Origin of the sequence: Duganella hordei (assembly GCF_040369125.1) — a bacterium.
GTDB classification, from domain to species: Bacteria; Pseudomonadota; Gammaproteobacteria; order Burkholderiales; family Burkholderiaceae_D; genus Rugamonas; species Rugamonas hordei.
Genome location: NZ_BPWI01000028.1, coordinates 1 through 13,762, shown reverse-complemented (window position 1 = coordinate 13,762; position 13,762 = coordinate 1). Strand labels below are relative to the sequence as shown.

10 protein-coding genes and 1 pseudogene are annotated in these 13,762 nt (G+C 65.1%); 3 read left to right on the top strand and 8 right to left on the bottom strand.

Translation table 11 applies throughout. The features are described from left to right. Window positions 1-26: 26 nt before the first annotated feature. On the top strand, window positions 27-311 hold the full coding sequence (locus ABWW33_RS31290; RefSeq protein WP_176652084.1) for a type II toxin-antitoxin system HicB family antitoxin: 285 nt from the start codon (window positions 27-29) through the stop codon (window positions 309-311). Window positions 312-400: 89 nt separating this feature from the next. Here ABWW33_RS31290 and ABWW33_RS31285 read toward each other — a convergent pair whose 3' ends face one another. Beyond that, entirely contained in the window at window positions 401-667 is a 267-nt protein-coding gene (locus ABWW33_RS31285; protein WP_353405331.1) for a type II toxin-antitoxin system HicB family antitoxin, read from the bottom strand. Window positions 668-815: 148 nt separating this feature from the next. Between ABWW33_RS31285 and ABWW33_RS31280 the strand changes: the two genes are divergently transcribed. After that, window positions 816-1,016 (top strand): heavy-metal-associated domain-containing protein, encoded by a 201-nt coding sequence (locus ABWW33_RS31280; RefSeq protein ID WP_353405330.1) that lies wholly within the window; start codon window positions 816-818, stop codon window positions 1,014-1,016. Here ABWW33_RS31280 and ABWW33_RS31275 read toward each other — a convergent pair whose 3' ends face one another. Next, on the bottom strand, window positions 1,017-1,739 hold the full coding sequence (locus ABWW33_RS31275) for a glutathione S-transferase (protein ID WP_353405329.1): 723 nt from the start codon (window positions 1,737-1,739) through the stop codon (window positions 1,017-1,019). It abuts the gene before it with no gap. Between the two features lie 97 nt (window positions 1,740-1,836). Here ABWW33_RS31275 and ABWW33_RS31270 point away from each other — a divergent pair, with 97 nt between their 5' ends. Next, complete coding sequence (locus ABWW33_RS31270; protein WP_444551024.1) at window positions 1,837-2,601, top strand: sulfite exporter TauE/SafE family protein; 765 nt, start codon at window positions 1,837-1,839, stop codon at window positions 2,599-2,601. Between the two features lie 5 nt (window positions 2,602-2,606). Here the strand turns inward: ABWW33_RS31270 and cueR are convergent, their stop codons facing one another. The 6 genes and pseudogenes from cueR to ABWW33_RS31240 all read right to left on the bottom strand — a co-directional run. Continuing rightward, the gene (gene cueR / locus ABWW33_RS31265) at window positions 2,607-2,993 is read right to left on the bottom strand and encodes a Cu(I)-responsive transcriptional regulator (protein ID WP_353405327.1); all 387 of its coding nucleotides are present in this window, start codon (window positions 2,991-2,993) and stop codon (window positions 2,607-2,609) included. Continuing rightward, window positions 2,990-5,203, bottom strand: coding sequence for a heavy metal translocating P-type ATPase (locus tag ABWW33_RS31260; protein ID WP_353405326.1), 2,214 nt, complete (start codon window positions 5,201-5,203; stop codon window positions 2,990-2,992). The genes cueR and ABWW33_RS31260 overlap by 4 nt, the downstream gene beginning before the upstream one ends. Window positions 5,204-5,328: 125 nt before the next feature. Then, window positions 5,329-6,180: a FecR family protein gene (locus ABWW33_RS31255; protein ID WP_353405325.1), complete on the bottom strand. Its 852-nt coding sequence runs from the start codon at window positions 6,178-6,180 to the stop codon at window positions 5,329-5,331. Then, complete coding sequence (locus ABWW33_RS31250) at window positions 6,149-11,311, bottom strand: two-partner secretion domain-containing protein (RefSeq protein ID WP_353405323.1); 5,163 nt, start codon at window positions 11,309-11,311, stop codon at window positions 6,149-6,151. Before ABWW33_RS31250 ends, ABWW33_RS31255 begins: the two co-directional genes overlap by 32 nt. Before the next feature lie 14 nt (window positions 11,312-11,325). Continuing rightward, on the bottom strand, window positions 11,326-12,927 hold the full coding sequence (locus ABWW33_RS31245) for a ShlB/FhaC/HecB family hemolysin secretion/activation protein (RefSeq protein WP_353405322.1): 1,602 nt from the start codon (window positions 12,925-12,927) through the stop codon (window positions 11,326-11,328). A gap of 208 nt (window positions 12,928-13,135) precedes the next feature. Beyond that, window positions 13,136-13,762: pseudogene (locus ABWW33_RS31240) on the bottom strand (hypothetical protein); the annotation flags it as partial.

Sequence of the window (13,762 nt, the reverse complement as noted above, 5' to 3'; positions counted from 1 at the left end):
TTTTACGCCACAGCCGAGGTACGACCATGGACATCCCTATCCTGATCCAGAAGCACGGCGGCAGCAAGTACGGCGTCACGGTCCCGGACATTCCGGGCTGCGTGTGCAGCGGCGAAACCGTGGACAAGGCCATGAGCAACGCCACCAAGGCCATCTACGGCCATGTCGGCCAACTGGTCGAGCAAGGCAAGGCCTTCGAGATCAAGCCGTCGGAAGTGGAATACCTGTCGCGCGAGCCGGACTACGCCGGCGGCATCTGGGCGCTGGTCAGCCTCGACCTGGCCAAGCTGGACGATCCGCCGGAGAATTGAGCGGCTCTTGCAGATGGCGCCGAAGCGCCGACTCCGGTACGTTGATCATGCCGTAGCGGGCCACCATTTCGCCTTGCTGGCAGATTTTTTTACCTTGCAGGGAGACCGACTTCGATCTGCAGCCAAAACCCGCCTTGGTAACGTTCGCTGTCCTGCCAGCACTCGATGGCTGTTGGAGGGGGCAGCGGTTTGTCGGATCCCTCAAACATGAGCGCGACAGCCTCCTGCGCCATTGCGGGAAGATCATCCAGATCGTCGGCGGCTGTGAAGACGCCGGGCAGGTCAGGGAACGCAGCGCCGTAAGCGCTACGCTCGTCCTTCCAGACACAAATCGGATAGAGCATAGTGACCTTCATTTCAAGTTCGCCTGCTTCAAGATAGCCTTGCTTACGCCGATAGACAAATCTTTTTTTGGGTGAGGAACACAAATTTCTTTGCCGCTTGACCTTCCCATGGCTGGAAGGACTACAGTATGATCATCGAAACTGTTCAGGGAGTACGGCGATGTATCAGCTGCAAGTGGAAAACATGAGCTGCGGGCACTGCGTGGGGGCGGTGACCAAGGCGGTGCAGGCGGTCGATGCGGCGGCCAAGGTCGATATCGACCTGGCCAGCAAGACCGTCAAGATCGCCAGCGCCAGCGCGTTGGCTCCGCTCAAATCGGCCATCGCCGATGCCGGCTATCCGGTGACCAGCGCGGCCTGATTATTTATCCAGCTCGGGATAGTGGCGGAAGATGCCGTCTTCGTTGAACGGTATCCGCCGCTTCGACGCCACATAGGCGGCGATATTGGGCCGCAGCGCCACCTTGTCGCGCAACGCGATCAACGCCGGATACGAAGGCTCCAGCCTTGCCATCGCCTTCGGGAAGGCATAGCGCAGCCCCTCGATCAACTGGAACAGCGACAGGTCCACATAGGTCAGCCGCGAACCGATCGCATAACCGCCCCGTCCAGGATTGCGCACCACCACGCCCTCGAAATAATCGAGGAACTTCGGTATGCGCTCCTCGCGGAAGCACTTGGCGCGCGCCCTCGCTTCCTTCTTCTGCTCTTCGTAGTATTTGCTGGTGGAGATGGGATGATGCGTGTCGTGCACCTCGGCGACAATGTCGGCGATGGTCAGCTGCAGCTGGCTGGCCCACAAGCGTCCCTCTTCCGCGCGCGGCGCCAGGCCATGGCGGGAGCCGAGGAACATCAGGATGGTGGCGGTCTGCCCGATCAGCAGCTCGCCCGCGCGCAGCACCGGCGGCGCGAACGACGGATGATCGACCTGGCTGCCATCGAGGCTGGCCAGCAGCGCCGGCATGCCCTTCTTCTGCCGCGCCACATCGACATACGGAACCGCCGCTTCTTCCAGCGCCAGCCGCACGAACTCGCCGCGGCCCTGCAGGCCGTCCCAATAATAAAGTTGGTATGGTGTCGTCATGCCAAGATGGTAGCACCGACAACGACGGGGCAGCGCCCGGAACGATATGCGCTGCCCGGTTATAATCCATGGTTACCCCGTTTACGCCTGTCCAGTCATGTCACCAGTTCCCCCGCTTGAAATGCATATCGTCCTGATGGTCGCCGCCGCCGGCTTCCTCGCAGGCGTCCAGAACGCGCTGGCGGGAGGCGGTTCCTTCATCACCTTCCCCGCCCTGCTGCTGGCCGGCCTCAATCCGCTGGCCGCCAACATGACCTCGACCATCGCGCTGTTCCCCAGCCAGACCACCTCCGCCTACGCCGGCCGCAAGCTGGTCGACGACGTCGGGCCGCTGACCTTCCGCCAGATGCTGATCATCAGCGGCATCGGCGGCATCTTCGGCGCCATCCTGCTGCTCAATACGCCGCCCTCGTTCTTCGCACGGCTGGTGCCGTGGCTGGTGCTGTTCGCCACGTCGGTGTTCGCGTGGGGCAGCTTCCGCAAGAAGCCGCTGCACGCGGCCAGCAGCATGCCGCGCTGGACGCTGATCCTGGTGCAGACCTGCATCGCCATCTACGGCGGCTATTTCGGCGGCGGCATCGGCTTCCTGATGCTGGCCGCGCTGACCATCGCCGGCCAGCAGGTGCGCGCAGCCACCGCCACCAAGAACGTGCTGGCGATGGCGATGAACGCGGCGGCCACGCTGATCTTCGCGACCTCGCGCCTGATCAGCTGGCCCGCCGCGGTTGCGCTGTGCGCCGGCGGCATCGCAGGCGGCTTGTGCGGCGGCTGGCTGATCCACCGCCTGCCGGAAAAAATGATGCGCGGCTTCGTGGTGCTGGTCGGCGCCGTGCTGACGATCTGGATGTTCTCCAGGGCGTAAGCGGATTAGTCGCCCAGCGATTGGAGGATCGGGCAGTCGGGCCGGTTGTCGCCGTGGCAGCAGCTGGCCAGGGTGTGCAGCGTGTCGCGCATTTCGGTCAGCTCGGCGATACGCTGATTGAGCTCCGCCACGTGGCCCATGGCGATGCTCTTGACGTCGGCGCTGGCCCGCTCCTTGTTCTGCCACAGCGACAGCAACTCACGGATCTGTTCCAGCGAAAAGCCCAGCGTGCGGGCGCGCTTGACGAAGCGCAGCGCATGCAGGTCGTTGTCGCCGTAGATGCGGTAGCCGGAATCGCTGCGCCGGCCCGGCGGAATCAGGTTGATGCTCTCGTAGTAGCGGATCATCTTGGCCGTGATGCCGGTGGCCGTTGCCGCTTGTCCGATATTCATGGTTGTCCTTTCGCGTGTTCCGGTGTCCAGCGGCGCAGCAGCAGCGCATTGCTGATGACGCTGACGGAGCTGAGCGCCATCGCGGCGCCAGCCACCATCGGGTTGAGCAGGCCAAAGGCCGCCAGCGGTATGCCCACCAGGTTGTAGATGAAGGCCCAGAACAGGTTCTGGCGGATCTTGCTGTAGCTCCGGCGCGAGATCGAGATGGCGGCGGCCACCAGCGCCGGATCGCCGCGCATCAGCGTGATGCCGGCGGCGTGCATGGCGACGTCGGTGCCGCTGGACATGGCGATGCCGACATCGGCCGCCGCCAGCGCCGGCGCGTCGTTGATGCCGTCGCCGACCATGGCGATGCATGCATGCTCGTGCTTCAGCGCGTCGATGGCGGCGGCTTTGTCCGCCGGCAGCATGTTGGCGGTCACGCGCTCGATGCCGAGTTCCTTGCCAACGGCGTCGGCGCTGCCCTGGTTGTCGCCGGTGAACAGGACGGTGTGGATGTTCAGCGCGTGCAGCGCCTGCACGGCCGCGCGGGCCTGCGGCTTGACGCGGTCGCCAAAGGCGAGCAGGCCTGACAGCTGTTTGTCGTCCACGTCGGCCAGCCACGAGATGGTGTGGCCCCGCCTCTCCAGTTCCCCCGCGCGTGCCTCCAGCGCGGACATGTCGATGCCCCGCTCCTGCATCAGGCGCGTGCTGCCCAGCACCATGCGCCTGCCGTCAACGGAGGCCGCGATGCCTCGGCCGGGCAAGGCAGCGACATCGGATGCGGACAAGGGGATGGAGTCGGCATCCTTTGCGGCGGCGTCCACCACGGCGCGGGCCAGCGCGTGCTCGCTGCCGCGCTGTATGGCTGCTGCCAGTTGCAGCAGGCGCGCCGCGGCCACGCCCGGCGCCGGCTCCAGCGCCGCCAGCGACGGCTTGCCTTCGGTGAGCGTGCCGGTTTTATCGAAAGCCACCGTGGTGATGCGATGCGCCAGCTCCAGCGCCTCCGCATCCTTGATCAGGATGCCGTAGCGCGCCGCCACGCCGGTGCCGGCCATGATGGCGGCCGGCGTGGCCAGCCCCAGCGCGCATGGACAGGCGATCACCAGCACCGCCACCGCGTTGATGATGGCGAGCTCCATGTCGCCGCTGAACAGCCACCAGCCGGCCAGCGTCAACGCCGCCAGCACCAGCACCACCGGCACGAACACCGCGCTCACGCGGTCCACAAGATGCTGCACCGGGGCCTTGGCGGCCTGCGCGTCTTCCACCAGCCGGATGATGCGTGCCAGCGTGTTCTCTGCGCCGACCGCCGTCACGCGCACCAACAACAGCCCTTCGCCGTTGATGGCGCCGCCGGTGACGTGGTCGCCGCCGTGACGCGCCACCGGCAGGCTCTCGCCGGTGATCAATGCCTCGTCCACGTGGCTGGCGCCCTCCGTCACCACGCCGTCAACCGCCACCCGCTCGCCGGGACGCACCACCACCATGTCGCCGACGCGCACCGCGGCGATCGGCACATCGATATCCTGCGTGCCGCGCCGCACCCGGGCCGATTCCGGACGCAACACCTGCAAGGCGCGGATCGCCGATGCGGTCTGCCGCTTGGCCCGGGCCTCCAGCCATTTGCCCAGCAAGACCAGCGTGATGACCACGGCCGACGCCTCAAAGTACAGATGCGGCATGGCGCCGCGGCCGGCCAGCAGTTGATAGACGCTCAGACCATAGGCGGCGCTGGTGCCCAGAGCGACCAGCAAATCCATATTGCCGCTGCGGGCGCGCACGGCCAGCCAGCCGGCGCGATAGAAACGCGCTCCCAGCCAGAACTGCACCGGCGTCGCCAGCAGGAATTGGAGGCGGCCATCCAGCATCCAGTGCACGCCGGCCAGCTCCATCAGCATCGGCAGCACCAGCGGCAGAGACAGCAGCCCGGCAAGCAGGACGGCATGGCCGTCGCGCGGTCCGGGCAGGCCGCGCGACGGCGCATGCGCCGACGCCGGCGCGTTGGCCACGGCGTCGGGCACAACCGGAATACCCTGGTAGCCGGCCTTGTCGATCGCCTGCACCAGCACAGCCAGATCCACCGGCTGCGCCGATTCGACGCGCGCCATCTCGGTCGCCAGGTTGACGCTGGCCTTGTCCACGCCAGGCACCGCCGTCAGCGCCCGCTCCACCCTGCCGACGCAGGAGGCACAGCTCATGCCTTCAATTTTGATCGCTTGCTGATTCATGATGACGCCCGTTGCTATCCGTATGTTGCCAGCATCAAGTATCCCATGATTGGAAGGTCAAGCGTTTTTGCAAATAAAAAAGGCCAGGTATCAAACCTGGCCTTCCTGGTATGGCTACGACGGGATTAGCGTACTTCGCAATCGACGGCGTTGGACTTGGGCGCCGAGCTCGAGCCGGAGACCGGCGGCGGCGCGCTAAATGCCGGCGGCAGCGTGAATTGCAGGCCCGGATTCTTCGGCACGATGACAGGCGCCTGGATCGGGGTCGGAGTATAGCCGAACTGACCGGCGGCGAAGTTCTGGGCGCCGCCCTTGTTGCTCACGTTGATCAGTCCATCGATCACCTGCACATACAGGCCAGGCGGCAAGACGGGCCCGGTGGTCGGGGTCACCGTCCTCGGCAGCGGGATATTGACCTGCGCCAGCATCAGTGGCTGCACCGGGTAGGCGTCGCCCAGCGCGGCGGTACTGGCCATCAGGTAGGCTTCGCGCGCGGCGACAGCCTGCTCCGACGGCTCGACCCACTCGGCGATGAAGGTGGTGCCGCGAATACCGATGGTGGCGCTCGGCGTCTTCATCGCGAACTTTTCCTTGTTGCGCTTGCCCAGCAGGCCGGTCACCGAACGCAGGCCGCCCTTGACCAGATTGAACGACGCGTTGTCGCCGTCAGGCTTGCCGGCGTCGTAGCTGAAGTTTTCCACCTTGAAGGTGGTCGACGGCTTGAGCGTGATTTCGCTGTTGTCGATGAATTTCACCATGGCGTAGGTGTTCTTCTCCGTCACCAGCGTGTCGCCGCTCTCGACCTCCGAGCGCATCGACAGGATGCGCACGACGCCGTCGGCCTTCTTGGCCAGCAGCGGCCCGCTCAGTTGCACGATGGTGCCGGCAACCTGCGCGGCCCAGCTGGCGCTGACGACGCCACACAGCGCCAGCAGCATCAGCGCTTTAATTACAGTACATTTTTTTAGCAGGTTCATTTTTGGTTCCGCTCTTGTCAGTGGATGCAACTTCTTTGGTGTCGGTCTTGTCCGCAGCCTTGTCGGCTGTCTTGTCGGACTTGCTGTCGTCAGGCGTGGTCGAGGTGGTCGTGCCGCCCGTGGTGGCGCCACCGCTGGATGTGGTCGTGGTTTTCTTCGTATTATCCAGGAATGCCAGCTGATCGAGGTCGGTCTTAGGCGGCGACGTCGTCACCGTCTTGATGACTTCGTTCGACGCTTGCTGCACCGGCTTCACCGGCTCGCTGGCCGTCGGCGGCGACAACACCTGGCACAACGCCGAATTCGGCGCGATCGTGCAGATATCGGCCGATGGTGGCGGCGTTGGAGTTGGCGTCGGCGTAGGTACTGGCGTCGGGGCCGGCGTTGGCGTCGGCACTGGCGTCGGCACTGGAGTCGGCACTGGAGTCGGCGTCGGCACTGGCGTCGGCACTGGAGTCGGCGTCGGCACTGGCGTTGGCACCGGAGTCGGCACTGGCGTTGGTACCGGAGTCGGCAATGGCGTCGGTGTCGGCGTTGGGGTCGGTGTCGGAGTCGGAGTCGGTGTCGGCGTCGGAGTTGGTGTCGGCGCAGGAGTCGGTGTCGGCGGCTGCTGGACAGTCGTCGCCTGCGTTACCGGGCCATGGACGTCGGCAACGCTGCCGCCTGCGGTGACCGTGTAGCTGGCCGCCGTCACCGAGATGGTGCCGCTGGTCGACGCCACGGTCGCGCCGCTGCCGATGGTGATCTGGTTGGTAGGATCATAGCTGGTACCCGCAGCCAGCGAAATATTGCCGGACGCCGTACTGACGTTGCCATCGATGACCAGAGGACTGTGCGTCTGCAGCGTGATGCTGCCGCTGCCCGTCACTACGCCATAGGCTGGCGCCGGCGACGGGGCTGGCGATGGAGCCGCGGCGATCTTCAAGCCGCCCCAGTTTTCGATCCGGACATCGCCGTCATTGCCGCCGCCGCTGTCGACCTGCAGCGCCTTGTACACCGTCATGTAATTGGCGTCATGGGCAGTGTTGTTGGCGTTGGCGATATTGATGTCGGCGGTACTGTGGCCACCGGCGGTGTTGGTGGCGTACAGCGCTGACACATTGGTCTTCAGCGCGGTGGATTCGGTACCGATACCTTGGGTGGCGTCCATGGTCAGCGTATTGGCGATGATGGCCCCCACCGTGGCGGTACTGATATTGCCCGCCACAGTCAGCGTCACGTCGCCGTCGCTTTGCACACCGCTGATGTCATACAGCGTGGCGCCGCTGACGTCGCCGCCCGTCAAGCGGCTGATCGCCACGCTGCGGCTATCCGTGAATTGAATGGTCTTGCCGGCCCCGGTCTGCCACATGGCGATGTTATCCACCGCGTTGCCGGCATTGGTCAGGTTGATATTGCCGTTGGTGGCCACGCCCAGCTCGCTCACGCTGATCGAGCCGGTCTGCGTGATGTCGCCACCGTAGCTGAGCAAGCCTACGCGCGTGGTGAGCGCGTTGAGCGAATCGACACCGGTGCCGCCCGCGACCAGGCTTTGCACCGTGATATCGCCGACGTTATCCGTCGCGCCCTTGTCGCCGAGGCCCAACGTCGGCGTGACCATGTGATACAGCTTGGTGATTTCCAGGCAGCCGGCAAAGCTGCCCGCCGAGCAACCCGTGCCGCCGACCAGGATCTTGTAGTTGTGGTCAAACGGCGCAATGCTGGCGGTGTTGGACGTGACATCGCCCAGCAGACTCAGGCTGTCGGCGCCGATCGAGGCCACATCGGCCATCGCGGTGCCGGTGGCGCTGATGCTGACCGCCGGCCCGTTCAGATCCAGCTCGCCCGCCACTTTGATGGCGGCATTGACCGTCACCGAACTGGTCGAACGCTTGGACCACAATTCGACGTTTTGGGCGTAGCTGGCCGACGTGCTCAGGTCCACCGCGCCGGTCACCACCACCTGGCCGCTCATGCTGCCGATGCTGACATCGGCATTGTGAATTGCCTTGAGCGTGTTGTCGCTGACCGACATGGCGCTGGTGTCGATGATATCCGCGCCCGCGCCGACATTGACGCCCTGCCCCGATTCGAAACTCACCATCGGCGCGGTGCCCGTGCCATTAACGGTACCTGCGGCCAAATTGACCTTGCCACCGCGGAAGCGAATATCATTGCCGCTCAACGTGATCCCGCTGCCCAAGGTCGCACTGCTGTTGAACTGCAGGTAGCCGCTGCCTGACGACTGGCTGATGCCGGTGCCGCGCCAGCCCAGCGTCATGGGATTCACGCTTGTCACGCTCAGCGTGCCGATATTCGTGGCGGACAGCGCGCTGATCTGGTTGCTGGCGTTGTTCAGCGTTGCCGCGCCCGACGTGCTGACGCTGAGCCCAGGAGTGTTGAGCATGTCATAAGCTGTGTTCTGCGTGATGTTGCCGCCGGCTGACAAGACGATGCCGGTAGCGCCGCTGATGTTCCCGAGGGTCATGGCGCCGGCCGACGTGTAGCTGAAGTCGCCGATGGAACTATTGCCATGAATCAGGCTGGCCGCATTGGCGCCGGTCAGCGTGACCGTCCCCGCGCTCGCATACAGATCGTTGGCGGTAACCGCGCCGCTGCCGGACACGGTGCCGCCGGTGCTGACCAGGTTCAACCCGTTCAGCGCGGTCAGGCCGCTTTGCACCGTGACCGCCCCGCCGCCCAGCGTCAGGTCAGTGCTGCCGGTGGTGCTACCCGCCAGGTTGAGGGCGCCGGTGACAACGTCCGAGCCGGTGTAGCCGCTGGCCGTGCCGATGCTCAGATGCGCGCCGTGCAGCGTTTTCAATTCCGTATCGGTCAGACCCAGCACAGTGGACGAGTCGGCCGCGCCAACGCCGAGGTTGATGTTCTTGTCGCTGGTGTAGGTGTCGAGCTTGATGACCGACGACGCCACGCTGCCGCCCAGGCTCATCTTGTCCGCGGTCAATTGCACCGAGCCGCCGCCGGTGTCGGTGCTCAGCGCCGCGCCGGAACCCAGGGTCAACGTTCCGCTGCCGTCCACGCTGGCCTGCAGCACACCGGTGCGTCCGGTACCCAGGCTCAGCGCGTGATTCAGATTGATGTCCGCGCCGCTTTCAAGCAGCACGTTGTTCACCGTGTTGAAGCTCAACGCGCCGCCGCTGTTGATGTTGGCGGCTCCGCTGTGGCCGACGACCACGCTGCCGGCCGATACCGTGTCGAAATCAGCCTGGCTCAAGCCCAACGTGCCGGTGGTCTTGGCGCCGAGGGTGATGGCGCGGCTGACGGTGTACGGCGCAAACGACACCGATGCAAAACCGTCGCTGTTGGTCGTGCCGATGGTGCCGGCCGCGCTGTTGAGATTGATGTTGTCGGCCGTGAAGGAAATCAACGGCGCATTGCTGCCGTTGTACGTGGTATGGATCGAGCCGTATTGGCCCACGGTGATGTAGCCGTCCGCCGCTTCGGCGCGGGCGTCGAAATCGCCGATGCCCAGCTGGATGCCGCCATTGACGGTGACGTAGCTGCCGCTCAGCGTCAGCTTGTGGCCGCCGGTCTGCACCGCGCCGTCCGCACCGCCGACGTTGGCGATCGTAACGCCGCCCATCCCGCTGGCGTAGCCGCCGCTGTTGTCGTTGGCCTTCAGCGTAATGTCGCCGGTCATCCACAAGGAGTTGTTGACCTTGATGTCGTTGCCGGCCTGCGCCGTCAGGCTGACGCCGGAATTAAGGTTCTGGATAGCCGACGAGAACGTAATATCGTGCTGCGCCTGCAGCGTGACGTTGGCCGAGGCGATGGTAATATCATCGGCGGCGATCGTCGTCACGCCGGTCGTTGGCGTACCGAAGGTGGCCACCGTATTCAACGCGGCACCGGGAACTCCGGTGATCTCAATATCATACGGATCGAGCAGCCAGCTGCCGGTGTGGCCCTGCGCGGCGGAGGCATTGACGCGAGCGCCCGCCACATCGAGGTAGTGGCCCGAGGTTTCGATCGCACCGCCGTCGCCGCCCTGGGCGCCGCCGCGTGCCGACAGCATGCCGTACATGCGCGTCGCGTCCTGGCTCCACACCACCAGCTTGCCACCGTTGCCGCTGCCCGTGGCGTCGGCGCTGATGACGACATCCTTGCCGACGTAGCTTTGCTGCGCGTTCTGCACGGCCGCGTTCTTGCCCTGGTAGTCGCCGCCGACCAGCACCGTGCCGCCGCCGGCCGCGCCACTGGCATCGACCACCGCGTTGCCGGTCAAGCCGACCTTGTCACCGAGCAGCTGAATATCGCCGCCGGTGTTCAGGTTGCTGCCCACCGCCGTGGTCGTGCTGCCCGCTTCGACCATCGTGGTGCCGCTCGATTTCAACACGATCCGGCCATTCTCGCCGCGCACCGCGCTGTTGGCGTTGATGGCGCCGCGCTGGCTCACCAGCGCGCCGTACACGCCGACCCGGCCGCCCTGCGCCACGATCTGGCCCAGGTTGACCGCCTGGTCCGACGGCGACGACACCACCACCTGCACGTTCGGATCCTTCGAGTCGAACAGCTGCACGCTGTGGCCGGCCGCCAGCACCACGTCGCCGTTGACCGACGAAATGATGCCGCTGTTTTCCACCGCCGGCGCGACCAGGAAGATCTGGCCGCCGGCCGGCGTGGTGATGGTGCCGGCATTGCTGACCTTGCCCGCGCTGGCGACGTCGGTGAAGTTGTTCCTGCCGGCCAGGAAGTCGGCGTTCGAGATCGCCAGGCTGGACGCCACCAAGCCGTTGACGTCGACGCGCGAGCCGGCGCCGAACATCACGCCGTTCGGATTAATCAGGAACACCTTGCCGTTCGACTGCAGCGAGCCGAGGATCTGCGTCGGGTCCTGGCCGGTGATCCGGTTCAGCACCTTGCTGTCGGCGCTTTGCTGGATGAAGCGGGTGATTTCGCCGGCATTGATCGAGAAGCTGCGCCAGTCGATGATGGCATTCGGCGTATTGGTGATCGAGTACAGGCTGCCCTGCTGATTGAAGGTGGCCATGCCGTGCACAACCGTCGGCGACACGGGATTGGCTTGCGCGGCGCCGAACGCCGCAGCGACCATCACCGCCAGTATTTTGCGGCGCAAAGGGATGGAGGAGTAAGCCTGCGCTGCGCGGCCGCTTCGGATATTTTTTTTCATGATCTTCATCAGGCTCAGTAAGCCAGCCCCAATCTCAGGTGCAAGCGATTGGCGTCGGCGCGCGTGGTGGCGCCGGCACGGACCACATGGCCGTAATCGAGCTGCAGGTTGGCGTAAGTGGACAGCACGAAGCGCGCACCGACGCCGGTACTGGCGATGGTGGTGCTTTCCAGTTCGCTGGCCAGCGCGTGATTGCGCTTGACGTAAGCGGTATCGTAGAAGGCCAGCAGGCGGCAATTCCAGCCGGCGCGGCTGCACAGGTTGGGCGTGTAGCCTTCGAGGTTGATGCCGAGGCCGGAGTCGTTGGAAATTTCGCGCTCGGCGAAGCCGCGCACCGAGGTGGCGCCACCGGCACCGAACTGCTCGCCGGGGATCAGTGCGTCGCTGGTCAGCTGGCCGTTGGCGATTGCGCGCAATTGCCAGTCGCCGGCCAGCGCGCGGGTGATGCTGCCGCCGAAGCGCAGCACGGTGTAGTCGGCCTTGGAACCGGTGCGGGCCAGCGTAAACGACGCCTGATCGCCCTTGGAACCGCCGGAGATGTTGTGCGCCAGAGTAAGCTGCCCGCTGATCTCGCCCGCCTTGATCGGCAGGCTGGCCTGGTAGCTGACGCTGAGCGGATGCACCGTCACGTCGTTGCCCAGCTGCGAATTGCCGCTCTGCACATCCAGCAATTCAACATTGTTCTTGAACGCCTTGTAGTCGACGCCGTAGGTCAGGTGCTGTTCCAGTTCGCCACGCTTGGCCAGATTCTGGTTGTAGCGCGCGCCATACACGGCGCCCTTGCCGCTGACGGCCAGGTTGAAGGCGCCGGCCGACACGGTGCCGGAGTCGACGTTGGAATAGCTGGCGAAGAAGTCCAGCGAGTCGCCCAGCGCGTACAACGGAATATGGTAGCCGGCGCCATAGACCTTGACCCGGCCAGGCTCCTCGGCCGAGGTGGTGTACTGCAGCGACACCAGGTGGTCGCGGCCGAACAGGTTGGCGTTTTGCAGGACGAAGCCCAGGTGGGTCTTGCCGGTCTGCTCGGTGCCGGTGTTGTCGGCGTTGGCCATGACCTTCCACGGCGATTGATCCTTGACGTCCAGCACGGCGTCGACCTCATCGTCCTTTTCGCCACTTTGCAGCTTCATCGTGACTTCCTTGGACGGATTCTCGTTGCCCTGCTTCAGGTTGCGCGACACCGCCGCCAGATCCGGCGTGCGGCCTTCCTGCAGCGCCGGCAGGCTGCGGCGGATATTCGCTTCGTCGAAATACTGGTTGTTCTTGACGCTGACGCGGCCGATTTTGGTTTCCACCACCTTCAGCAGCACCACGCCGCGATTGAGCTCCTGCTCGGGCAGTTCGATGGAGACGATGTTGTAGCCGCGCGCATGGTAGACCGCTTCCAGCGCCTCCAGCGCCCGCTGCACGTCGCCGAAGTCGCGCCCGGTGCCGGTGTACTGGGCCAGCAAGGCATCGATCTGCTGCTGCGGCAGCAGGGTATTGCCCTTGACTTCGAAACGTGAAATTTCAAAACGGATGGGGGCGCTGTCGTCTGCCGGCTCGGCCGCCCAGGCTGAAGTGACGGCGGCGGCGAGGATGGAACCTGCTAGCAGGCGCGTTAAGCTATATCTCATGTGTCGGCTCTTAATTTTGCTAGCTGTTTTGCTAACTTTGATTTTGTATCATCATTAGGTGAGGCAATTTACATTCACCCCAGATGCTAGCATAGCCATATCAGGTAATGCCCAATTGAAAGGTTCGATTTTCACATCGCTGCCGGGACTGTTGCATTTCAGGTCACAAACAGGCCCGCCGGCGTGGCGGGCCCGAGACCAGCGCCAGCTAGTTGCAATACATTTTCTTGGTCGGCTCGTTCTTCGCGACCGCGGTGGTGCCGGTGTCATCCTTCTTGTCGGTTGCCTTGGAGTCCGGCACCTTGTCGTCCGGCTTGCTGTTGCCTCCACTACCACTGCCGGTGCTCGCCACCGTGGTGTCGGGCGCGGCGGGGACGGTGGCCGGCGTGTTCTTGTTGGCCTGGACCGTCGTGGTCACCGTGTTGATGATGTTGACCGTCGAGTTCAACGCCTGCCCCACCGGCGTCGGCGTGCCGCTGCCCGCTGCTGCTGCTGCGGCGGCCGCATCGGCTGCGGCTTTCGCTGCGGCGTCGGCGGCAGCTTTCGCGGCGGCATCGGAAGCGGCCTTGGCGGCGGCGTCGGCGGCGGCCTGGGCGGCCGCATCGGCGGCAGCTTTTGCTGCGGCGTCGGCGGCAGCTTTTGCGGCAGCGTCGGCGGCAGCTTTTGCCGCGGCGTCGGCGGCGGCTTTCGCGGCCGCATCGGCAGCGGCCTTGGCGGCGTCGGCGGCGGCCTGCGCGGCGGCCGCATCGGCGGCGGCCTTGGCTGCGGCATCGGCGGCAGCCTTCGCGGCTGCGTCAGCGGCAGCCTTGGCCGCTGCGTCTGCTGCGGCCTGGGC